This is a genomic window from Micromonospora sp. WMMD754 (genome assembly GCF_049315235.1).
Taxonomy (GTDB): domain Bacteria; phylum Actinomycetota; class Actinomycetes; order Mycobacteriales; family Micromonosporaceae; genus Micromonospora; species Micromonospora sediminicola.
Genome location: NZ_CP186058.1, coordinates 6255621 through 6278090 on the forward strand (window position 1 = coordinate 6255621; position 22470 = coordinate 6278090).

The following is a 22470-nucleotide window of genomic DNA, read 5'->3' on the forward strand; positions in this document are numbered from 1 at the left end:
GGTCATTTCGCCTTTCGTCGCATCACGGTCAGTTGCAGCGCGATGATCGCGGCGAGCGCGGGGAACACGAAGAACGAGATCGCCGAACCGGAGGCGATGTCCGCGCCCCGGATGCCGGTGCGGAACGCCAGCGTGCTGATCAGGTGGGTGCTGTTGACCGGGCCGCCGTTCGTGAGGATCCAGACGATCTGGAAGTCGCCGAGCGTCTGCACGAACGAGAAGAGGGTGACCACCACCAGGATCGGGGTCAGGTGCGGAAGGATGACGTAGCGTAACCGCTGCCACGCGCTCGCGCCGTCGACGACGGCCGCCTCGACGAGTTCCTTGGGTACGGTGGCCAGCCCGGCGAGGATGATGATCCCGAAGAACGGGGCGCCACGCCAGATGTTGACCGTCTGCACGGCGGCCATCGCCCAGCCCGCCTCGCCCAACCACGGGATGTTGCCGTCCACCAGCCCGGCCTGCCGGCCGAGGTAGGTCAGCACGCTGAAGTCCGCCTGGAACATCCACATCCAGGCCAGCACGCTCAACGACGAGGGCACGACCCAGGGCAGCAGGAACGCGGCCCGGAAGAACCGGCGGAACCGACGGACCTCGTTGAGCGCCAGCGCCATCACCAGGCCCAACACCAGCTTCGCGAGCACGGCGGTGACGGTGTAGTTGAACGTGTTCCACATGGTCCGGGCGAAGACCGGGTCGTCGAGCAGCTCCAGGTAGTTGGTCAGCCCGACGAAGGAGACCGAATCGCTGCCGAGTGACTTGTCCGTCAGGCTGAACCACACGGTGAGCACCAGCGGATAGCCCACCAGCCCGAGGACCACCACCGCCATCGGCAGGACGAGCAGGTAGCCCAGCGGGGTCTCGCGGTCCAGGAAGGACCACCGCTCACGGGCGGCCGGAGGGCCCGGCCGGGCCGGGTGTCGCGGCCCCGCGGCCCGGTCCACTGTGCGTACGGTCATCGACGTCAGCCCCCGTACACCTTCTTGAGCTCACCCTCGGCGACCCGGATGGATTCCTCCGCGCTGGCCTTGCCGCTGATCACCCGGGCGAACATGTTGACGATCGTCTGGTTGTTGTACGCCTGGGCCGACTGCCGGGAGGCCGGCCCCGGCCAGCCCGGCATGTGTCCCCCGGCGGCCAGACCCTTGAGTCCCTTGAGCTTGGCCTCGGAGTTCCACGGCATGGTGGGCAGGTCGTCGTAGCCCTTCAGCAACGGGGTGTAGTAGGTGAGCGCGATCTCGGCCAGCTTGCCGAGCTGCGCCTTGTCCATCAGGTGGCCGAAGAGGTCCTTGGCCGGTTCGATCCGCTTGCTGTGCGAGAAGATCGCCAGCGAGTTCATCTCGACGAGCTGTTGGTGACCGGCGGGGCCCTCGGGGTAGCGCGCGTGGCTCATGTTCTTCGCGACGTCCGGAGCCTGCTTCTGCGCGGTGTACCAGATGCTGGTGGCGTTCTGGGTCACCGCGATCTTGCCGGCGAGGAAGCTGGTGTTGTTGCCGCCCTCGTCGTAGGAGGAGATCTCCGGGGCGCTCGCGGCGGCCAGGTCCTGCATCACCTTGATGGCGGCGCGCGTCTCGGCGCTGTTGATGGCGACGGTCTTGCCGTCCTTCTCCACCTCGGCGGCCCCGTAGGACCACAGCAGGGAGTAGGCGACGCTGGCCGAGTCGTTCGGCCCCGCCTGACTCATGGTGAGTGCGACCCGGGGAAGCTTCGCGTCCCGCAGCCGGGTCGCGGCCTCGACGAGACCGGTCCAGGTCTTCGGAAACTCGGTGATCCCCACCTGCGCGAACAGGTCGGTGCGCCAGTTCATCACGTGCGCGGTGTAGGCGCGCGGAACGGCCCGCCACCGGCCGTCGACGACGCAGGCGTCCCGGGCGACGTCGTACCAGCCGCCGTTGCGTTCACCGATGGATTCGCACAGGTCGGTGAGGTCGACCAGGCGATCCGCGTAGATGTGCGCCTGGTTGGCGAAGAGCTCACCGAGGTCCTCGCCGGCGCGGGACTCGACGACCGCGGCGATCTGCTCCCGCCATTCCTTGGCGAAGGTCAGCTCGACGGCCCCGTCGTGGGAGTCCGCCCAGGCGGTGGCCTGCTTCTGCTGCAGTTCGTGGATGGCCGGGATGAAGCTGGCGCGCATCAGTCCGGTGAGGCTGGCCCCGCCGAGCGACGTCCCGCCGGCGGTCGAGGTGCCGTCCTCGCCACAGGCGGCGAGGGCGACGGTGAGGCCGGCGCCGAGGCCGAGGCTCAGCGCGTGGCGGCGGGTCAGGCCGGTGCGGCTCAGGTGTGCCATGGCTCCTCCAAAGAGGGGGCGAGAAGGTGTGGTGGGGGTGCGGAGGTCGATCGCGTCGGCCCGTTCCGATGTCTCGGGGAGAGCCGTCGTCGGGGCCGACTGTCGGGCGGTGACGGACGAGGGCGCCACTGTCAGTCAGCCCGGTGGCTCGGGAGCAGCCCGCGGCACTGCCCGGGCGGTGGGCGGGGCGGCGTGACCGCGGGTGTCGCCAGCGGGCGCCACCCCGTCCACCCTCACTGCAGGAAGTTGCGCAGCTTGGTCGCGTTGCCGGAGTCGTCACCGGTGATCAGGTAGTACATCATTCCGGCGTCGGAGACATCGCCGTTCTTGTTCATCACGTTGTTGACCACGTCGTGCACGTAGCGCAGACCCGGGTCTGCCGAGTTGGCCATCCAGGACCACCTGGCCTCGCCGCCGTTCGTACCCAGGCCGGCGTTCTGGTCCGGGATGCGGGTGTACCGCACCTGGGGGAAGTCGCGGCGGATGTCCGCGAGGTTCCAGATGTTGTCGTCGTCGTCGTGGTTGTTGTTCCAGTCGGAGTGGGAGATCAGCGTGACGTGCGGGTGGACCGCAGGGTTAGAGGCGTCCAGCGCCCGGTGTACGACACCCATCGGCCCGGCGCCGATCAGGCAGAGCCGGCTGCTGGCCGTCGAGGCATCGATCTTGTTCTTCAGGTGGGTGACCGCCCGGCCGAGGTCGGCCTGGCTGTTGCGGAAGATGACGCCCGTGTCGTAGCCGAACCGGCTCGCGGTGCCCTCGGTCGCGGTGACCATGTCCCGCTCCCAGCTCGCGGTCGAGCTGCCCAGGTGCGAGTTGTAGTCCCAGTGCACCAGGCGGGACTGCTGGCCCTTCTCCGCGAGCAGCGCGAGCGCCATCGCGGAGGCGCCGATGTCGTCGCGGTCGTGGTAGTTGCCGTCGGAGCTGACCGCGATCCGCTCACACGGGTAGTTGAGCGCGGGTGCGGCCGCGTGGGCGGCCACCGCGCCGGGACCGAGCAGCGTGAACGCCGCCAGTGCCGCCGTGCCGAGCTGCCACCTCTTGCTGAACGTCCTGTCCATCCGACCTCCGTTCATCGACGCGAACCTTGCGGATACGTTGTATACAGTGAACACGGAGTGCGTCAATGGCAACTTTCTGGCAACACTGCCGTAACTCTGGGCGACCGAAGTGGACGGCCTGGTCGACCGTCTCCTCACACTCCGCAAGCGCGGCTCGGGTTTCACCTCGACCAGACATCTTTGGGCGGCGACCACCCGCCGGAAGCGGCGCTACCTGTTCCGGCCAGCCCGCCCGGAACTCCGACCCGGCCACCCCGGTGCTGGCGGCCCGAACGCACTCGCCAGACGGCTCGTCACACGGCCGAGGCGGACGGGCGCGCCTGCGGCGGCGGGGTGACTCCGGGTCCGGTCCGGCTCACCGACGACCGCCGGCCGACCAGTAGGGCCACGGCCGTCGCCAGCATCAGCGCGGCGGCCGGCAGCACCACCGCGTCCCCCGGCGACCCGGGCGTCAGCTCGCCGGCCAGGTCACTGCCGGCATGTACCAGGATCAGCGGCCACAACCAGCGGAACCGCGCCTGGTACGCGGCCAGGGCAAGCCCGTAGGCCGTGGTCAGGCCCACGTTCGTCAGCACGTCCAGCAGCGACGCGTTCGAGGTGACCAGCGCCGACAGATGCTGGGCTCCGAACAGCACACCGCACCAGACGACGGCCGCCACCGGGCCGAGATCCCGCAGGAGCCGCAGGAGGACGGCGCCTCGACCGGTCAGCTCCTCGTTCACCCCGACCAGCAACAGCGTCAGCGTCCACCAGCCGACACCCGGGGCCTGGTCGTGCGGGCCGTCGGGCCACAGCCAGGACATCGCCTCGACGAGGAACGGCAACAGCCACAGCAGCGCCGGCCACGACCGCCATCGGACGAGCAGGCCCACCTCGCCCCAGAGCCGCAGCCAGGTCACCACCGCCACGGCGTAGCCGACGCAGAGCACGTTGACGAACAGGCCCACCCGGAAGCCGTGAATGCCCAAGGGCTCCGCGACCGCCAGCCCGGCGACGATGACCGCGAACCGTCCGAGCTGAATCGCCAGCGCGTCCATCACGGCGCGCACCTTCGGTGACACAGACCGCTCCTTCACTGACCACATCCGGCAACGGGTTCGCGCGGGTGCGCCCGCGCGACTCGCTCAGAGACCGGGCCGGAAAGTGGGCGGCGCCCCTCCGGTGAGGGTGCCCGCGCCCGCCGGCGCGGACACCCCGACCATGATCGCGCGATGGCGCCCTGGAGCGGACCCTCGTTCCACATCACAAGACCCGCCTGGCGGGTGCCCCAGGTCATCCGGGCGTCAGACACCCACCCGCGTGTGGCACCTCCGGGCGGTCAGCACCGCGACGCTTGATCGATCAGCCGCCGTGCCCGGCGTGCGCACCCGGCCCTGGTGCGGCGGACCCGACGTGCGCCGCGGAGCGGGTCGTGTGGATGGTGGTGTCGGAGGCGGTGGGGGTGTCGGCGGGTCGCACGTTCGGCTCCTCCCCCTTTTCGCAGGACTTCGCGGCGTTGAGACAGCCGGCGACCAGCCGGCCCAGGGTCGCCTCGTCCCAGGTGTTGATGAAGTCCGCGTGGCCGGAGAAGACGCCGCCACTGGATAGGCTGATCCGGTCCGACCGCCGGATGTCCCTGCCGTACTCGAAGTTCACCGAGAGTGTGATTCCGGGAACCGCCACCGGATGACTGCGCGGGCATTCACCGCGGTCCGCGTAGGCCATGTGACTCTTGTGATCCGGGCTGTCGAGCCGAACACCGTCCCAGCATCCCGGGAACTCGATCCGGAACTTGAGGAACTCGTCATTGCCGGCGCAGGTGGGACTGCTGACGCTACGGCGGTCACCACCGCGGACGCAGTCCCAGTTGGCCACGTCGCCCGGCTGCTCACGGGTGGCACGGGCGTCACCGGCGATCATCCGCAGGTTCTGCGGGAAAGGCGTGATCGTCCGCGGGTCGCTCCGCCGGGACCGGTAGTAGACGTTGATCCGCGACGCCTCGGTGGGCACCCCGTTCACCAGCACGCTCGGGAACCAGTAGGAGCCGGTGTGGCCCACGCCGTCGCAGGTCGTCCGCGGGTTCCGCGTGAGCTGCTCGTACGTCGAACTCGCGGTGACGCCCCGGTTGCCGATGAAGTCGTGCAGATGGGATGCGCCCGGCCGACCGAAGGCGACGATGGGATCGTCGGCGGCGCGGTGGCTCAACCCGCACCGGGTGACGAAGCTGCCCTCGGCCACCTCGGCCCGCTGCGTGGGGCGGTCGTTCTCGGCGGCGAAACCGGTGTTGGTGGCCACCACCCAGGAGCCGGTGAGCCCCAGGGCGGCGACCAGGGACAGGACGATACGACGACGTCTGAGCTGCGACACGGTTGCTCCATGGCTGGTCGGTCTGCCCGCTGCCGGCACATCTGCGGCGGGCCTGGACACGCATGGACACCCCGCTGTGCCTGCCGCGGTTTCACGTCGGTCCGCACAGGAACCGTCCGCACTCCCCTGCGACCGGGGATGCGCCTCGGTTGAAACGTTTCACCGGCCCGCGGCTCTTCGCATGCCCGATAAATGCGCTGCTCAATCGACCTTCATCAGCGGCTTCCGCAGTATCTCCACCGCCGAACATTCCACCAGTACATTGATGAATATAAATAGTAATGGAACCCTCCTCCCCACTGCCCTCCCCGGGCCATGACCGGTCGGAGGGCCACCACCACAGGGAGGACCAGCAGATGAGACCACCCCGTTCCCGGCGGCTGAGGGCAGCCGCCGTCGGCCTGCTCGCCGTCGCCGTCACCACCGTCACCGCCGCCGCGCCGGCGAGCGCCGGACCGGCCGGCGGCCAGATCCGGCACGCCGGCGGCGCGACCGCCGTACCGGACAGCTACCTCGTGGTGCTCAAGGGCGCCCCGGCCGGGGACCGCGCCGACGCCCGCCACACGGCGACCAGCCGCGCGGCCACCAGCCTGGCATCCCGGTACGGAGCCGTGGTCGGACACGTCTACGGCAGCGCGCTCCACGGCTTCGAGGCCCGGCTGCCGGAGCGGGTCGCCCGGCGCCTGGCGGCGGACCCGACGGTCGCGTACGTCGAGCAGAACCACTACGTCACGGCGTTCGACGTGCAGACCGACCCGCCGTGGAACCTCGACCGGATCGACCAGCGGCCCGCCACGCCGCTGGACACCCGCTACGAGTACACCAGCGCCGGCGAGGGCGTCACCGCGTACATCATCGACACCGGGATCCTGAAGACCCACGTGGAGTTCGAGGGCCGGGCGGTCGACGGCTTCGACGCCGTCGACGGGTCCCTGCCGGCGGACGACTGCGAGGGCCACGGCACGCACGTCGCCGGCACCGTCGGCGGGAAGACCTACGGCGTGGCCAAGAAGGTGCGGCTGGTGAGCGTACGCGTCCTCGACTGCCGTGGTCGGGCCACCGTCGACCAGGTCGTCGCGGGCATCGACTGGGTCACGGCCGACCACCGGGCCGGTGCGCCGGCCGTGGCGAACATGAGCCTCGGCGGAGCCCGCAGCGACGCCCAGAACGACGCCGTGACCAGGTCGATCGCCGACGGCGTGAGCTACGCGATCGCGGCCGGCAACTCCGGCACCGACGCCTGCCAGGTCTCGCCCGCCTCCACGCCGGAGGCGATCACCGTCGGCGCGACCTGGCAGAACGACAGCCGTACCTGGTTCTCCAACATCGGTCCGTGCCTGGACATCTTCGCCCCGGGTGTCGCCGTCAAGTCGGCGTACGCCGGCGGCGACACCTGGACCCGGATCCTGGTCGGCACCTCACAGGCCGCGCCGCACGTCGCCGGCACCGCCGCCCGCGTGCTCAGCGCGCATCCCACCTGGACCCCCGCCCAGGTGCACTCCTACCTGACGACCAACGCCACGGCCGGCACCATCACCGACCCGGGCCCCGGCTCGCCCAACCGGGTCCTCCACGCGCCGCCGACGCTGTGATCCGTCGCGGGCAGTGACGTGCGCCGGCCCCCAGGTCCCTCAGCCGAGGGCCGGCGCACCGCGTCGTCGACGATCTCGCCGGGCGGGACCGGCCCGCCGGACCGGGGCGGACCAGACCGGCGACGTTCCGACCACCACCACCGGCCCGGAGCGTTGGACCGGCTCGTCATCGGCGGTCTCGTCCACGCCGACACCCGGCCGAGCCGGCCGTCGTCACGCCCTACTCCCGACCCACGGTGCGGAACCCGGCGTTGCCCATCGACGAATCGGGCGTGTTGGACGAGCGCGCGGAGTTGCGGTACCGGTTGCAGTACGAGTCGTGACACAGGTACGAGCCGCCTCGCAGCACCCGGCTGAAGCCGCCCTCCGGTCCTTGCGGGTCGATCGACACCGAGCGCGCGTAGTAGTCGGGCGCGTACCAGTCGGCACACCATTCCCAGACGTTGCCGACGGTCTGCCAGAGGCCGAAGGCGTTGGGGGTGAAGGAGCGCACCGGTGCCGTCGTCAGGTAGCCGTCGTCGAGGTCGTTGTCGGTGGGGAACCGTCCCTGCCAGATGTTCGTCCGCCACTGGCCGCCGGGGTCGAGCAGTTCGTCTCCCCACGGATAGCGGGCTCCGCAGAGCCCGCCGCGGGAGGCGTACTCCCACTCGGCCTCGGTGGGCAGGCGGCGGCCGGCCCACTCGCAGTAGGCGACCGCGTCGTTCCAGCTCACGTGGACCACCGGATGATCGTCGAGTCCGTCGCAGGCGCCGGAGGGACCGGTGGGCCGACGCCAGTCGGCCCCACGTACGGCGAGCCACCAGGGGGTGCCCGCCGCCCGGCCGAGAATGTCCTCGGGCCGGGCCGCCACCGCGAGGTGGAAGACCGCGCTGAAACCGAAGATCTCCGACTCGGTCCGGTATCCGGTGGCGTCGACGAATCGGGCGAAGTCCGCGTTCGTCACCGCGGTGGCGTCGATGGTGAAGGGGCCGACGCGTACCCGGTGCACGGGTCCCTCGCCGTCGCCCGGGTTGCCGTCGCCCCGGGCATCGCCCATCAGGAACTCGCCACCGGGAAGGGCGACCTGGGTGACCGTGTGCCCGCCGGGACCGGTCGCGGCCGGCCCCGGCAGGGTGGGTCCCTGGAACGTCTGCTGCGGGGACGTCACCCTCGACTGCTGTCGCTGCGGGGAGCAGCAACGTCCGGCGGACGGCCCGACCTCCGGGCGTCGAGGGCCGTCGGTCATGCCAGTGCCCCCCGCTGACCCTCCGGTCGGCCCTCGGCGACCTCACCCGCCGTGACCGTCCCTGCGTAGGTGGCCTCGTCCAGCCCGCTCAGCGTGGGGTCGTAGACGACGTCGCCGACGTCGTACATCGAGGTCATCCAGTGGTAGAAGTTGTCGCCACGGTCGCGCAGCACCTCGTAGAGGCGACGCATCATCCGGCTGCGGACCGGGGCCATCTCGGGATGGCCGTAGATGTTGGTCAGCTCGTCGGGGTCGGCGGTGAGGTCGTACAGCTCGTTGGTCGAATCCGGGTTGACCACGAGCTTGTACCGGTCCTCCCGCAGCATCCGCTGGGGGTAGGGGAAGTGGTGCCCGTGGAACTCGCAGACGATGTCCTGCTCCCACTGCACCTGAGCGCCGCCGTTGGTGAGCGGGAGCAGGCTGCGCGAGTCGACGGCGGGCGACGGGTCGACGCCGGCGAGTTCGAGGATGGTCGCCGTGCAGTCCAGCAGGCTGACGAACTCGTCGCGCACGACGCCCGCGGGCTGCCCCGGGACCCGCAGCAGCCCCGGGGTCCGGTAGATGTCCTCGTACATCGCCGGGCCCTTGTCGTGCAGCCGGTGGGCGCCGGTGAACTCGCCGTGGTCGCAGGTGAAGAAGACGGCCGTGTCGTCGGTGAGGCCGAGCCGGTCCATGGCTGCCATCACCCGCCCGATCTGCTCGTCGATCAACGCCACGTACCCCCAGTAGACCGCGATCAGTTTCCGGGTCACCTCGATGGGCATGGTGTCGAACGTCCAGTGGGCGCTGTAGTTGCGCTGCACCGGCGGCTTGCCGTGGAACGTCTCCGCGATCGACTTCGGCAGCTCGACCAGCTCCGGGTCGACCATGTCGAAGTAGGCGTCGGGAATGATGTACGGCAGGTGCGGGCCGAAGAAGTTGAGCTGCAGGAAGAACGGCTTCCCGCTTTCCCGGACGTCTGGGGCGTAGCTCTCCAGCATCTCGATCGCCCGGGTGGCGAGGTAGTACTCGAACGTCGCCTCGACGGGTTGGTGCAGGCGCGCGGCGAGCAGGTTGCCCGGCCCGCCGTTGGGCAGCACGCCCCGGATCCGATCGCTGATCTCGTACGGCGGCAGGTCGTGCTTGTCGAGGTAGGCGACGTAGTCCTCGTGCTCGACCGGGTTGTGCCAGCCGGGCAGGTCCGGGCCGTCGAACCCGAAGTCGGCGGCGCGCCTGTGGTGCCCGACGTGCCACTTGCCGATGAGCCCGCAGTTGTACCCCTGCTCGCGCAGCGCCCGCGAGAAGGTGAACTGCCCTTCGGGCAGGTCCTCGATGTAGCCGACGTTGCGTTCGTGGTTCGCCAGCAGCCGGTGCCGGAAGGGTGCCTGACCGGTGAGCAGGCTGGCCCGGGCGGGAGTGCAGATGGCCGTCGGGGTGTACCAGCGGTCGAAGCGGGTACCGGAACGGGCCAACGCGTCGAGGGCCGGCGTGGCAGCGAGCCGGTTACCGTACGCGCCGAGCGTGTCGACCCGGTGCTGGTCGGTCATCAGGAAGAGGATGTTGCGCGGGTCGGTCACTTGCTGGCCGCCGTGAAGAGATCGCCGGTGTAGTACGTGCCGGGATCGACCGGTGCGGTCAGCTTACCGGCTTGGACGAAGTATTCGTTCATGCCGGTCAGCCACTTGGCGACGGTGCCGTCGGCGGTGTTGCGGTCCAACTCCTCCAGGGTCAGCACCTGGGAGTTGGCGGCGTCCGCCTTCACCTTCGCCACGTCGATCTTGAGCATCTTGGCGGTGTACTCGATCGTCTTGTCGGGGTTCTTGCTACGGAACTCGATCGCGTCGCGCAGCGCGGCGATCACCTTCTCGGTCTTGCCGCGCTCCTTGTCCACCACGTCGTTGCCGGCCACGAAGGCGGTGGGAAAGGCGACCGTCTCGGCGAAATCGGCGTTCTTGGCGAGTTCCACCAGGTCGGGGACCTGTTGCTTGATGGTGGCGGTGGCGGGGTACCAGAATCCGGCCGCGTCGATCTTCTTCGAGACGAACGCCGACACGATGGTCGACGGGTCCATCGGGACGACCTCGACGTCCTTCTTCGTCATGCCGGCCTTCTTCAGCGCGAGCGTGAGGATCATGTCGCCGGAGGTGCCTTCGGGCACGCCGACCTTCTTGCCGCGCAGCGCCTCGATGGAGGTGATCCCGGGCTGGGCGATGACCCGGTCGGCGTTGCCGAGGGTGTTGATCGCGACGACCTTGGCCTTGCCGGAGGCGGGCAGCCACATCGCGCCGGGGCCGATGTAGCCGAAGTCCAGGTCGCCGGCGCCGAGGGCCTGGATCTGCAGCGGCCCGTTGGTGAACACGGGCGTCTCGACCGTGAGGCCGTGCTTCTTCCAGATCCCTTCCTGCTCGGCGACCGCGAGCAGGCTGGCGCCGTTGTAGTCACCGATGTAGCCGAACCGGACGCTCGTCGTGCCGTCCGCGTCGTCGCGGGCGCCCGAGCACCCGGTCGCGGCGAGCGCGACGGCTGTCACGGCGGCGATACCGAGGGATCTCCTGGTGAGCTTCATGGGGGTGCTCCTCTTCGAGGTCAGCGAGTGGTCGAGGGGGCGGCCCCGGCCGACTGGCCGGGGTCCTGGTGGTAGACGGCCTGCCAGACCCGGTTGCGCAGGGCGGCGAACTCCGGGCTGAACCGGACCTCTTCGGTACGGGGGTACGGCAGGTCCACGTCGATCACGTCGAAGATCCGACCGGGTCGGGCTGCCATCACCACCACCCGGTTGGCCAGGAACACCGCCTCGTCGACGTCGTGGGTGATGAACACGACCGTGCGGCGGTCCTGGCTCCAGGTGTCCAGCAGTTGTTCCTGGAGCTTGACCCGGGTGAGCGCGTCGAGCGCCCCGAACGGCTCGTCCATCAGCAGGATCGAGGGGTTGACCGCGTAGGCCCGGGCGATGGCGCAGCGCTGCTTCATGCCGCCGGAGAGCGTCTTGGGCAGGGAGTCGGCGAAGTGGTCGAGCCCGACCATCCGGATGAAGTGCTCGGCCCGGGCCCGCCGTTCGGCCTTGGGCACTCGGGCGGTCCTGAGGCCGAACTCGACGTTCTGCCGCACGGTCAGCCACGGGAACAGCGCGTACTGCTGGAAGATGACGCCTCGTTCCGGGCCCGGCCCGCGCACCGCCACGCCGTCGACGAGCGCGGTGCCGGCGGAGGGTTCGTCGAGACCGGCGAGGATGTTCATCAGCGTGCTCTTGCCGCAGCCGGACGGTCCGACGAGGGTGACGAACTCGTTGTCGCCGATGTCGAGCGAGACCCCGCCGAGGGCCACGAACTCCTCCCGGCCGACCTGGTAGGTCCGGCGGACGTCGCGGACGGAGATCTTCATGGTTGCCGTGTCGCTCATCGCCGCTCCTGCCAGCCGGTGAGTTTGTTGCCGGCCATCAGCAGCAGCCGGTCCATGATCAGGCCGAGCACCCCGATGCAGACGATGCCGACGAAGATGGTCGGCAGGTCGTAGTACAACTGGGCGGTCTGCATCCGGTGGCCGAGCCCTTCCTGCGCGGCCAGCAGCTCGGCGGCGACGAGGGTCGCCCAGGCCGAGCCGAGCCCGACCCGCATGCCGACGAGGATGAACGGGGTGGAGGCGGGGACCACCACTCGCAGGAAGATGGAGCCGTCCCGGGCGCCGAGCACCTGCGCGGCGTTGATCAGCGTGCGGTCGACGCTCACCACGCCCTGGAAGGTGGAGATCACGCAGGCCAGGAAGGCCGCCAGCACGATCACGAAGATCTTCGGTGTCTCCCCGATGCCCATCAGCACCAGCACCAGCGGCAGGATGGCCAGCGGAGGAATGGTGCGGAAGAACTGGACCCACGGCTCGAACAGCGCCCGGGCCGTGGCGTACCAGCCCATAAGGAAACCCACCAGGATCGCCGCGGCCGAGCCGATCACGAATCCGGCCAGCACCCGGCCGAGGCTGGCCAGCACGTCGGTCTGCAGGGTGCCGTCGGCGAGCATCTTCCCGGCGGCGGAGACGACCTCGAGCGGAGTCGGGAACTGGAACCCCGCCAGGGCCAGCAGCCACCAGACACCGATGCCGAGCAGGATCGACACGATGTTGAGCGCCAGCATGCCCCGACCCCGGCCGGACCGGTTGACCCGCCGGGACGTCCTGCGAGGCGGATCGACCGTGGCCGCCGGCGTTCCGCTTCCGGTCGGCGGGGCGTCAGGCTGCACCACCGTCACCGCACACCTCCCACCTTGACGACGGAACCGGCCATGATGTGCTCCTTCGTGGTCGACGTCCGGCCACCGGACGGGTCGCGAGCGGCCTCGGGATAGCTCTTCAACAGGGGTGACTCGTGGAACAGCGCCGCCACGGCGCCGAGGGCCCCGCCCTCGTCGCGCAGGACGGCGGCACGGACGACCGGAGCCATCTCCGGCTGCCAGGACAGCTCGTAGGTGATGGTCGCCGCCACCTGCTGCACGAGCGTCGGCGAGACGTCGACGACCTCGCCGCTGATCACGACCTCGCTGGGGTTGAGGGTCATCGCCGCGGCGCCGAGGACGCGTCCGATGACGGCGCCGGTGTCACGGAGCACCCGCTCGACCCCGGGATGGGCGATCGCCACCGCGGCTCGCAGATCGTCGATCGTCTCGACCGGTGCGCCCACGGCACGACAGCGGGCGAGGATCGCCGGGGCCGAGGCGAAGGTCTCGACACAGCCCCGCTTGCCGCACCGGCACGCCGCCGCGCCGGCCTCGGCAACCGTGACGTGCCCGAGCTCCCCGGCAAAGCTGGTGGCGCCGCGTACCAGGCGTCCGTCGACGACGAGGCTGCCGCCCACGCCGTCGGACAGGCGCAGGTAGATCAGGTTGTTCACCGTGTCCGGGTGGGAGTGCAGCGCCTCGGCGAGGCCGGCGAACCGGACGTTGTTGTCGACGATGACCGAGGCATGGAACCGGTCGACGAACGCCTCGGCCACCCCGTCGGCCCACGAACGGTCTCCCCATCCGGGCACGCCGACCCCGACCGCCTGCAACGCCCCGTAATGCACCCCGTTGTTCACCCGCAGCCGTTCGACCAGGGCGAACGCGGCCGACATCCGTTCGGGCCACCGCGCCGACTCGGGATACCGGGCGGTGCCGGTGGCGATGATCTCGTGGGCCGCGTCGGCCACCGCGACGTTGACCCGCCGGTGGCCGAAGTCCACCCCCAGGTACTGCCCGGAGCCGGGGTCGAGGGCGAGGCGCTCAGCCGGACGGCCACTGCCCGCGCGCTCGCTCGCGTCCGTGTCGACGACCGTGATCGCGCCACGGGCGAGCAGCTCGGTGGTGATCTCGGAGACCGTGGTGCGGGACAGGCCGACCCGGCTGGCGATCTCCCCTCGGCTGAGCGCGCCAAAGCGTTGGAGAACCCGCAGGACGCGCTCTTCGTGCGAGCGGCGAACCAGGGTGTGAGCTCCGCTGATTGTTGACACGAGGCGAACGCTAGGTTTCCGATTTTTTTCCGTCAACGGCCCGACAGAAATACGTGTGTTTTCCGTCGCCTCCCGGCGGAAGTCTCCCGACCGCCTGGGCTGCGGCTCCGACCAGGGGATGACAGCCTACGGGCGACATCGGGAGAGGCCCGGCGTCGGGCCTCAGCCGAGCACGACGTCGAGCAGGGCGCTGGCCCCGGCGAGCACCGTCAGGATCGTGCCCGCGACGGGCAGCGCCGGCCCGGGCAGCGGTCCGCCGGCGTCGGCTCTGCGCCGCACCGTTCGGTAGCGACGACCGGCGGCGACGCCCACGGCCGCTGTCGACACCACGCCGGCCACGGCCACCGCCACGGCGAGGTGAGGACGGTGCCCCGCCAGTACGCGCACCAGCACCGCCAGCAACCCGCAGGTCGACAACGATGTCCGCGACCAGGCCAAGGCGGTGCGCTCATGCTGTGCGCCGGCATCCCACAGGCGGGGCGGGGTCACCACACCATCGCCACGGCGACCGTGACCCCGGCCGCCACCACACCGGCCACCAGCGGCAGCGCCGGCAGAGCGGGCAGCGGTCGCCCGCGTCGCAGCGCCCGCTCGCTGTACGCCCAGCGCCCGAGTGCCTGCACGGCCGCCGCCACCCCGAGCGCCACCAGGAGGGTCGCCACGGTCCGTCCGGACGCGCCCGCGTATATGGCACGTACCGCCACCCCGGCCACGATCAGGGCCAACGCGGTGCGGATCCAGGCGAGGAAGGTGCGCTCGTTGGCGAAGGTGAAACGCGGGTCGGGCTCCGTGCCGGTCCGGTACACCCATCCGGGCCGTCGTCGCTCCGGCACGATCGCAGGTTCCTCGTCACGCACCTCTGTCGCCATTCTGCTGCCTTCCTCCACCGTCCGGGCTGCGGGCTCGGGGTGCGAACCCGCAGCGGGTGGATCACGATGCCACGAGGTGCGCACACGACGGGAGCACCGGCCCGTCAGGTCGACGGGCCGGTATCTGGCGCTTGTCTGCCTCCGCGTCGGGGAACCCGGGCGTGGGCGGGATCCGTCGGATCAGCAGTCGCCCGCTCTACCCGGTTGCCGGCGCTTGACGTACAGACGGTGGCCCTGCGGGCCGGTCCACTCCAGCTCCACGACGCCGGCCACCGCGGCGTCACCGATGCGGGACGGATCGGCCCAGTAGCCGGTGGCGGGGTTGCGGAAGAACGTCGCCCACGGCCGGCCGGCGCGATCGGTGAAGAAGTTGTTGTGCCCGGCGCCGACCCCGGCGGTCCACCGCTCGGAGTACGGCCCCTCGAAGGTGTCGGAGACGGCGACGATCGCGTCGTACTGGTACTGCACCCGACCGGGGCCGGGCGGGTCGTAGGCGTAACGCGGGGTGCCGTCGGCACCGATCGACGTCCGGTCCCAGGCGGCGTGCAGCAGGTAGTACCTGCCCTGGAACTTGAACACCGACGCGCCTTCCAGGTATGGCTCGGGCGTGTAGGGCGTCTGCTGGAACGTCGGGAGGTTCGTCGTGGGGACGATGTCCTCCATGTCGTCCCGGAACTTCGCGTACAGGTCGTTGTGCAACACCAGCCACGCGTCGTCACCCTCGGCGTACAGGCCACCGTCGATGTGATGGTAGGCCCCGGGTTCGATGAACTTCGGCCCGCCGATGAACGGGTCGCCGAAGGGCTTCTGCACGTTGCCCTCGGCGAGCCGGTACGGCCCTTCGATCCCGCCCTCGCTGACGAGCAGGAACGAGCCGACCTTGCGTGAGTGGTCGCCCATGCAGGCGACGATGTACCAGCGACCATGGACGTAGTGCAGCTCAGGCGCCCACGCCTCGCCGCGTTTGCCGAACTGCTGGTCGTACCAGTACTCCTGCCAGGGGGCGACTACGGTACGTCCCGGCCGGTTCTCACCCACGAACTCCGGCGACCACACCTTGCCCTTCTCCACCCCCGGGCGGATACCCGTGGTGTCGACCAACTTCCACGGCCCCTTCAGATCCGGAGCCACCCACACGAAGATCCCGTCGTTCCACGGCGCCGCCTTGTCCAACCCCGGCACCCGCGTCGTACCCGTGCAGACGTACACCGGCCGACCACCGACCACGAAACAGTTGACGTACGTGTCACGGATCCACACCCGGCCGAGCTCCTCGTCCCGAGCACGCAACTCCAACGGAAGAACGAACGAGTTGTCCTCCCGCGGCCACAGATCCACCCGCGCATCCGCCACGCCATACGGCACCGGACCCGGCCAGTTCACCGGATACGGCCCCACCGCCACACCCTCCCCCGGCTTCGCGGGCACCGGCGCCGCCTGCACGGCCGCCGAGGGCAACGCCATCGCACCCAGCATGCCGGCGGCACCGGCCAACAAGGACCGCCGGCCGATGGGCATCGGGTCATGGGAACTGGTCATCAGTCAGGTCTCCCTTCCCGGGCAGGACACCGCTGCGCTGCCTGGGACGCCAGGTTAGTGAGACCAATTTCGACATTGAATAGGCGACAAAAAAGTTTCGACCACCGACCGCCGATCGGAGTGGAAACTGTGTGAGCACGCAGAAACTCTGAGCACAGGTTGACCCTTTCGCGCATCCGGCCATTCCGCTGGACCAACAGTTGATCTACACTCGGGCCACCGATCTCCACCCAAGCGCAACGGGCTGTACCTGCCGGGGCAACAAGATCGGCGTCGGCCGCCCCACCAGCATGCGAGACGTCGGCCAAGGGCTTCCGGCCGGTTCGGTGCAGCCCGCGCGGCACCTCGAGTCCTGCTGACCAACGTCGCTTGTAGCCGCGCTGCCCGGGCCGACATCGAGTCGACGCTGGGCAGTGGCACCACCGCCGCCGCCCGCATCAGCCACAACAAATTGCGCCGACGCCGGCAGCTCGTCGTTCGAATATGCAGCACCCGAAACGGTCGGCCAGTGCTTCTTCACAGAGAGGTCTCACGATGGCAGTAGCGCGTTGTCGCCCTCATTCTCTCCCCCAGTTCGCCCGCCGGGCACGGATGAGTACGCAACGACTGCGCGTCCTGCACGGCGAGGGACGGCTTCCCGATCCGGACGTCGTCGACGCCGACGGGCAGAACGTGTGGTTCACCGTCACCATCGACCGATGGCTGCGGGCCACCGGTCGCCCGGTGCCCGAGGACGCGGTGTGGCCATTCGGCTGGGCCGACGCGACCCAACCCGCGGAGGTGATCTGGGCCGGGAACGTCGTACTGCCGCGCGGCTGCGCCGCAGCGATCACGATCTTCGACTGTGTCGGCCACTCGATCGTCTACGCCGTCGGGTACGCCGGCCAGGACGTCGGCCGTGACGCGATCGCCGAGGCCGCCGTCGCGCGGTTGGCTCCCGACCGGCGGCCTGGCGCCGTCGTCGTGCAGCCGTACCTGCTCGACCCCGGCGCGGACGGGCCCCGTCTCCACCTGGAGTTGTGGCGGACACCCGAACACGCCGAACCGTCGCCGGAGCCGCTGCCCGGCTTCCTGCACCCGGCTCACCCGCCGGCCGCGGTGCCGGGGCTCGCCGCGCCCCGCCGACGCCCGACGGGCGCCCTGCAGCACGGTGGTTCCGTCCTCGCTGCCGAGGTCGCCCGGGTGCTGGGCCGGCCCCTGCCACTGTGGTGGGCAGGGACCACCACGCCGGAGACCGTCCGCACCGTCCGGCTCCTCGACCGACCGAGCCCGCTCCGGATCCGCGACACCATCACGGAGTGGCCGGGCACTGTGGCCCGCCTGAGCGCCGTGGTCGACAGATCCGTGCACGCCCTCTACCCCCAGGCGTTCGCTCTGCTCGCCCGTGAGTCGCGCGCCGTGCACCGTGACGTGACCGCCGCGCTGACCGGCCCGACGACCGGCGACGGCTGGTTTCTGGCTGCAGCGCCCGAGCCACCCGTATGGCCGGCGGCGTTGGAGCAGCAGGCCGCCGTCGCCGCCGCCCGCGGCTTCGACCCGGACATCGCCGCGACCGAACTCGATCGGCTCGCCGAGATCGAGGCGGTGCTGCCGTGGGGGCCCGACGACGCGTACGGTGCGGCCCTGCACGAGGCGATCCTGCTGCTGCGCGGCCAGCTCGCCGCCGGGCATCCGGAGCGGGTCTACACCTTCCCCGTCACCTACAGCTGGCCCGACGCCCACGGGCCGATCTGCGACGAGTACCGCCGACACCTCACCCGCCTGACCGCCGCCGACCCGCACGGCGACCCGGTGCATCCCACCCGTCGGCTCGTCCGGCTGCTCACCGAGGACGCCACCGACGCCGTCATCGCCCGGCACCATCTGCTCGACCGCGCCCGCGAGCGCCTGATCGACCTCTGCCAGGACCCGGACGGCCGCCTCGTCGCTCGCCTGGCGTCGGGCACCTCACACCTCGCCGACACGCTGCTGATCGAGTGGCCGACCGGCATGCCACCGGCAGGATGGACGGCGCAGACCGTCATCGCCGCCGACAGGACCCACTGCGCCACCGGACTGTTCGCCCTCACGCCCGGCCCGGACGGGGCGCTGCTCCCCCCGCAGCCGGTTCCCAACCCGGGTGGCGAACCGGGGTTCACCTTCGGCTACGACGGCGCCTCGCCGGCCGTCCTGTACCGGGCGCTCGTGCGGTGCGCGTTGGGCGAGTGGGACGCCGCGGCGGGCGACCAGGGTCTGCGGTCGGCTGCCGGCCCTGGCCAGGGTCGGCACTCCGGCAGCCAGCTCTGGCAGCAGATCGTCACCAGCCAGGGCGCGCTGCGGATGCCCTGGGCGGACGTGCAGCGATGGGCCCACGCCGACCAGCGCACTTCCACTGCCGGCGCCCCGACCGCATCGGAGCGCGGCGGCCTGCGGCAGTCCGACGCTCAGCGGAACGTGAAGGCGACGGAGATCGCCGGCATCCCGGTCCCGGCCGAGGCTCGCGGTTGACGGCATCGCCGGCACCAGCCGCGCGGGTGGCGCAGGCCGGCACGAGCCGCAGACGAGCGACCTCGTCCCCCTCGTGTCGCTCGCGATACCTGCTCCGGGTCAGCAGGGGTCGTAGCGGTAGGTGCGGCTGCCGGGCCTGGTGACGTTGAGGTCGCGGCGCACGACGGAGAGGGTGCCCCCCACGGTCCGGCAGGCCTTGGCGAACGCCTTGTCGGTGTATTCGATGACGATCACGTTGGTGCCGTAGACGCGGGTGTAGGCGTCGCACTCGTCGTAACGGGCGCACTCCTCGGCGACGGCGAAGTCGAGGCCGACGTCTCGACCCCGGACACCGAGTTCGGTGGAGTTCTTCTGGGCGATGGCCAGTCCGGCCTGGTGTGCGTGATCGGCGAGCAGCTCCAGGTACGCGACCGCGCCGGACTGGGTGAGCAGACCGCGGGACCGCCCGTAGGAGTCGATGTTGTCCGGCTCCACCGCGTGGAAGCCCCGCGCGGCGCAGCCGTCGACCCAGCCGTTGACGATCGCGGCGAGCCTGGTGCGCTTGGCGTCCGTGCGGGTGTCGAGGAGGATCTCGTTCCAGGCGCTGTCGATCACATAGCGTCCGCTCGCGTCGCGCAGCAGCAGGTCGTCGTGATTGCTCTTCCACCAGGCGGTTTCCTGAGGTTGCGTCTGGAAGGCGTTGATGTAGCAGATGTTGTAGAGGCCGGCGGCGGGCGGGTCCTCGCGGTCGCGGCTCACGACTCGCACACCGGACGGTGGAGGGTAGGCGCCGCCGATCTGGTAGTCGAACGTCGCGTTCGCCGGCGGCGGGCTGATCGCCGCGGGTGCCGCCTGGTCACGGGTTTCCCGATCGGCCGTGTCGGTCGCCGTCGATCCGGTCGGCTGCCGCTGGCCGGCGGAGGCCTGGGGCGTCACCTGCAGAGTCACGCCGACGGCCAGGGCCAGTAGGCCCAGCATCGCCGATCGCCGCCACTGTCGGGACACGAGCTGCACTTCTACCTCCAGGGCCGGGCTCTCCCTGGCGGAGAGCCATCGGGATGAGACACGACAGAGCCACCGCCGGGAGTTTCGCGGAACAGCGGGTCCCTGGCCCCGACCGGGTGGTCGGGACCAGGGACTCGGAACTACCGGTGCAGGTGCCATGCCGACTGCGGATGACCGGCGATCACCGGAATCAGGGCAGCGCCGGGTAGGCGTTCTGCATGAGCTGCGCGAACTGGGCCGGGAACCAGGCGCCGGAGATCGGTGCGTTGGGCAGGGCCCCGGTCATGCTGTACCCGTTGCGGGCGTTACCGGTGTAGGTCGGGTCGCACATCCGGTCGAAGCCCTTGCCCTCGTCGTTCGGGATGGCGGTGCTGGAGCCGTCCGACTCGCCCGGGGGCTTCACCCAGACGTAGGCGTCGATGCCGGGCTCGGGGTTCGCCCGAGGCCGCTCGCCGAGGCCCGCGCCGGCCTGGTTGCACCAGTTGCCGGCGTGGATCCGGCGGTCGATGCGGCCACCGTTGACGTAGGCGTCGACGTTGGTCATCGGGCCCGGGCCGGTGGGCCGGGCGGAGCCGCCCCAGCCGTTGCGGGAGGTGTCGATCAGCATGCCGATGTTGTTCCGGAAGCCCTTGGAGATCAGCTCCTGCCGGAACGCCTGGGCGAACGAGAGCTCGTCGACGTAGAAGTTCCAGTCGACCCACTTGGACTGCCGCACCATCTGCCCGTTCACCGTGTCCGTGACCTTGAAGTACGGCTCCTTGAGGGCGGAGTAGTTCGCCGTGTTGACGATGAAGCCGGTGACGTTGTCCACCGTGCTGCCCGAGGCGATCGCCGCCTGGTGCAGCAGGGTCGCGACGGGGCTGAAGTTGCTGTCCCAGCCGATCCAGCCGTGGTGCGCGGCGTCGATGTAGTTGTAGACGTTGCCGATCGTGCCGAGCTTCGCCAGCGCGTAGCCGACACCGTTGATGTACGCGCCGTTGGCCTTGACCGTGTCGCACATCGCGGTCGCGCCCGGGCTGCCGCCGGTGTTGGTGTGCAGGTTCGGGATCGAGTCGATCTCGATGATGTTGACGATCCGGAGGTCCTTGTACTTCGGGTCGGCCTGGATCGCGGCGATCGGGTCGATGTAGTCGGACTTGTACTTGGGCAGCTCGTTCGGACCCAGCTCACCGTTGGAGGCGAGCGCGGCGCAGTCGCGGCCGGGCAGGTTGTAGATGACGAACTGGATGTAGCCGGCACCCTGCCGCAGCGCCTCGTCCAGGTGGTCCCGCACGCCCATCGCGCCGTTGGAGCTGCTGTCCGGGGTGCCGTTGATGGCGGCGATGCGGTCGAGCCAGACCGCGGTCGGGTTGTTCGACACCCGGTTGCCGCCCGCGACCGACTCGGCCTTCGCCTTCCACTCCGGGTTCACATAGCCCCTCACCCCGGCGTACGGGTTGTCCACCTTCGGTCCGGGTGGGGTCGTCGGGCCGGTCGGCGACGGCGTCGGGCTGGCCGTCGGGGTCGGGCTGGCCGTCGGGGTCGTGGTCGGCGACGGGCTGCTGCTGGTCGGCGGGGTGGTCGGAGTGCCGCCGTTGCAGACCGTGCCGTTCAGCGTGAACGACGTCGGTTTCGGATTGCTGCCACTCCACGAGCCGTTGAAGCCGAGGCTCAGCGTCGCGCCGCTGGCGACGGCGCCGTTCCAGGACTCGTTCTGGGCGCTGACCTGCTGGCCGGACTGGGTCCAGCGAGCGGCCCACCCCTGCCCCAGGCGCTGGCCGCCGTCTGGGAAGGTGAATCCCAGGGTCCAGCCGTTGAGGGCGTCGCCGACGTTCTTGATGTTGACGGAGGCGGTGAAGCCACCCGGCCAGTCGTTGGTGGTGTAGGACACCTCGCACTGGGTGGCCGCCTGGGCCGCGGTGACGGGAAGCGTCACCAGCCCGCCCGCGGCCAGGACGCCTACTCCGGAGAGCGCGACCGCCCGGCGTGAGCGGGAGAGTCTTCTCCACACGTTCATTACTCGAATCTCCTTGGGGACGGGACCGGGCCGCAGGCGGCCCGGCTGATCGACCCGGTGGGCGCACACAGGACAGCCCAGCGGTGTGATCGATGTTTTTCTGAGGTGGCCCGACCCGGACGGGCGGTGGTGGTGCGACGGCGTCGACGGTGACGCGACAAGGCAGGTCGGCGGGATGGCCGTCCGGAGAACCGGTGCCCTCGACCCTCCCGCCGATGCGCCGTTGCGAGCGGCTTCTACGCCCCACAACTGTGGCATGGGAGCGCTTTCAAAACAATAGTTTCATCGATGGTTACCGGTAACAAGTTTTTATGGAGTTGAAGGTCCGAGCCAGACGCGCACGCAAAAGATGCGCTGGGCATAAATCTGGTACCCAGCGCCTCAGGTTGATAAAGGCGCAGCTCAAGTCCGGATGAACGGGCAGCGATACCGCGACATCACCATCAGCGACCGGCAACCACTTCTCGGAGCAGCCTTCTCAGGCGCAGCCGGAGGGGCTATTGTGACCGGTAACAATCTGATGGACGACAAGAATCGGGGGCCCGTTCGGGAGTGTCCTCAGTAGGGATCGCACGCCAGCACGCACGACCCGACACGTCGAGGCCACATCCAGACGCACGGGTCGGTACGGC

18 protein-coding genes are annotated in these 22470 nt (G+C 70.2%); 2 read left to right on the forward strand and 16 right to left on the reverse strand.

All coding sequences use genetic code 11. From position 1 onward, the window contains the following. Positions 1-2: 2 nt before the first annotated feature. From ACN27B_RS29285 to ACN27B_RS29305, 5 genes are all read right to left on the reverse strand, one after another. Positions 3-959, reverse strand: a complete 957-nt coding sequence (locus tag ACN27B_RS29285) for a carbohydrate ABC transporter permease (RefSeq protein WP_099160211.1) — start codon at positions 957-959, stop codon at positions 3-5. Between the two features lie 5 nt (positions 960-964). After that, the gene (locus ACN27B_RS29290; protein ID WP_099160209.1) at positions 965-2287 is read right to left on the reverse strand and encodes an ABC transporter substrate-binding protein; all 1323 of its coding nucleotides are present in this window, start codon (positions 2285-2287) and stop codon (positions 965-967) included. A gap of 233 nt (positions 2288-2520) precedes the next feature. Continuing rightward, on the reverse strand, positions 2521-3345 hold the full coding sequence (locus ACN27B_RS29295) for a hypothetical protein (protein ID WP_422742468.1): 825 nt from the start codon (positions 3343-3345) through the stop codon (positions 2521-2523). A gap of 293 nt (positions 3346-3638) precedes the next feature. Continuing rightward, positions 3639-4406, reverse strand: coding sequence for a CPBP family intramembrane glutamic endopeptidase (locus ACN27B_RS29300; RefSeq protein ID WP_422742470.1), 768 nt, complete (start codon positions 4404-4406; stop codon positions 3639-3641). 280 nt (positions 4407-4686) lie between these two features. Continuing rightward, positions 4687-5691 carry a DUF1996 domain-containing protein gene (locus tag ACN27B_RS29305; protein ID WP_422742472.1) on the reverse strand — a complete coding sequence of 335 codons (1005 nt, stop codon included), beginning with the start codon at positions 5689-5691 and terminating at the stop codon, positions 4687-4689. 356 nt (positions 5692-6047) lie between these two features. Here ACN27B_RS29305 and ACN27B_RS29310 point away from each other — a divergent pair, with 356 nt between their 5' ends. Continuing rightward, complete coding sequence (locus ACN27B_RS29310) at positions 6048-7283, forward strand: S8 family peptidase (protein WP_422742474.1); 1236 nt, start codon at positions 6048-6050, stop codon at positions 7281-7283. A gap of 220 nt (positions 7284-7503) precedes the next feature. Here the strand turns inward: ACN27B_RS29310 and ACN27B_RS29315 are convergent, their stop codons facing one another. The 9 genes from ACN27B_RS29315 to ACN27B_RS29355 form a co-directional block, all read right to left on the reverse strand. Then, a complete protein-coding gene (locus tag ACN27B_RS29315; protein WP_422742476.1) occupies positions 7504-8430 on the reverse strand; it encodes a formylglycine-generating enzyme family protein in 927 nt (308 codons plus the stop codon). A gap of 74 nt (positions 8431-8504) precedes the next feature. Continuing rightward, positions 8505-10064: a sulfatase-like hydrolase/transferase gene (locus ACN27B_RS29320; protein WP_422742478.1), complete on the reverse strand. Its 1560-nt coding sequence runs from the start codon at positions 10062-10064 to the stop codon at positions 8505-8507. After that, entirely contained in the window at positions 10061-11053 is a 993-nt protein-coding gene (locus ACN27B_RS29325; protein WP_422742480.1) for an aliphatic sulfonate ABC transporter substrate-binding protein, read from the reverse strand. The genes ACN27B_RS29320 and ACN27B_RS29325 overlap by 4 nt, the downstream gene beginning before the upstream one ends. Positions 11054-11073: 20 nt before the next feature. After that, a complete protein-coding gene (locus ACN27B_RS29330; RefSeq protein ID WP_422742482.1) occupies positions 11074-11886 on the reverse strand; it encodes an ABC transporter ATP-binding protein in 813 nt (270 codons plus the stop codon). Then, a complete protein-coding gene (locus tag ACN27B_RS29335; RefSeq protein WP_422742484.1) occupies positions 11883-12614 on the reverse strand; it encodes an ABC transporter permease in 732 nt (243 codons plus the stop codon). Before ACN27B_RS29335 ends, ACN27B_RS29330 begins: the two co-directional genes overlap by 4 nt. Positions 12615-12724: 110 nt before the next feature. Continuing rightward, positions 12725-13999, reverse strand: coding sequence for an ROK family transcriptional regulator (locus ACN27B_RS29340; RefSeq protein ID WP_422742486.1), 1275 nt, complete (start codon positions 13997-13999; stop codon positions 12725-12727). 126 nt (positions 14000-14125) lie between these two features. After that, a complete protein-coding gene (locus tag ACN27B_RS29345) occupies positions 14126-14452 on the reverse strand; it encodes a DUF202 domain-containing protein (RefSeq protein ID WP_422742488.1) in 327 nt (108 codons plus the stop codon). After that, entirely contained in the window at positions 14449-14832 is a 384-nt protein-coding gene (locus ACN27B_RS29350) for a YidH family protein (RefSeq protein WP_422742490.1), read from the reverse strand. The genes ACN27B_RS29345 and ACN27B_RS29350 overlap by 4 nt, the downstream gene beginning before the upstream one ends. 180 nt (positions 14833-15012) lie before the next feature. Beyond that, entirely contained in the window at positions 15013-16371 is a 1359-nt protein-coding gene (locus tag ACN27B_RS29355) for a family 43 glycosylhydrolase (RefSeq protein ID WP_422742492.1), read from the reverse strand. Between the two features lie 591 nt (positions 16372-16962). Between ACN27B_RS29355 and ACN27B_RS29360 the strand changes: the two genes are divergently transcribed. Continuing rightward, on the forward strand, positions 16963-18858 hold the full coding sequence (locus ACN27B_RS29360; RefSeq protein ID WP_422742494.1) for a hypothetical protein: 1896 nt from the start codon (positions 16963-16965) through the stop codon (positions 18856-18858). 99 nt (positions 18859-18957) lie between these two features. Here the strand turns inward: ACN27B_RS29360 and ACN27B_RS29365 are convergent, their stop codons facing one another. Continuing rightward, on the reverse strand, positions 18958-19815 hold the full coding sequence (locus ACN27B_RS29365; protein WP_422742496.1) for an endo alpha-1,4 polygalactosaminidase: 858 nt from the start codon (positions 19813-19815) through the stop codon (positions 18958-18960). A gap of 217 nt (positions 19816-20032) precedes the next feature. After that, positions 20033-21838 (reverse strand): glycoside hydrolase family 6 protein, encoded by a 1806-nt coding sequence (locus ACN27B_RS29370; RefSeq protein WP_422742498.1) that lies wholly within the window; start codon positions 21836-21838, stop codon positions 20033-20035. Between the last annotated feature and the right edge of the window lie 632 nt (positions 21839-22470).

Bases quoted from the DNA above. Each gene is read 5' to 3' on its own strand.
- ACN27B_RS29330 (WP_422742482.1), bottom strand. From the start codon at position 11,886: ATGAGCGACACGGCAACCATGAAGATCTCCGTCCGCGACGTCCGCCGG.
- ACN27B_RS29365 (WP_422742496.1), bottom strand. From the start codon at position 19,815: ATGCTGGGCCTACTGGCCCTGGCCGTCGGCGTGACTCTGCAGGTGACG.
- ACN27B_RS29335 (WP_422742484.1), bottom strand. From the start codon at position 12,614: ATGCTGGCGCTCAACATCGTGTCGATCCTGCTCGGCATCGGTGTCTGG.
- ACN27B_RS29325 (WP_422742480.1), bottom strand. From the start codon at position 11,053: ATGAAGCTCACCAGGAGATCCCTCGGTATCGCCGCCGTGACAGCCGTC.
- ACN27B_RS29350 (WP_422742490.1), bottom strand. From the start codon at position 14,832: ATGGCGACAGAGGTGCGTGACGAGGAACCTGCGATCGTGCCGGAGCGA.
- ACN27B_RS29355 (WP_422742492.1), bottom strand. From the start codon at position 16,371: ATGACCAGTTCCCATGACCCGATGCCCATCGGCCGGCGGTCCTTGTTG.
- ACN27B_RS29360 (WP_422742494.1), top strand. From the start codon at position 16,963: ATGAGTACGCAACGACTGCGCGTCCTGCACGGCGAGGGACGGCTTCCC.
- ACN27B_RS29295 (WP_422742468.1), bottom strand. From the start codon at position 3,345: ATGGACAGGACGTTCAGCAAGAGGTGGCAGCTCGGCACGGCGGCACTG.
- ACN27B_RS29290 (WP_099160209.1), bottom strand. From the start codon at position 2,287: ATGGCACACCTGAGCCGCACCGGCCTGACCCGCCGCCACGCGCTGAGC.
- ACN27B_RS29370 (WP_422742498.1), bottom strand. From the start codon at position 21,838: ATGAACGTGTGGAGAAGACTCTCCCGCTCACGCCGGGCGGTCGCGCTC.
- ACN27B_RS29310 (WP_422742474.1), top strand. From the start codon at position 6,048: ATGAGACCACCCCGTTCCCGGCGGCTGAGGGCAGCCGCCGTCGGCCTG.
- ACN27B_RS29285 (WP_099160211.1), bottom strand. From the start codon at position 959: ATGACCGTACGCACAGTGGACCGGGCCGCGGGGCCGCGACACCCGGCC.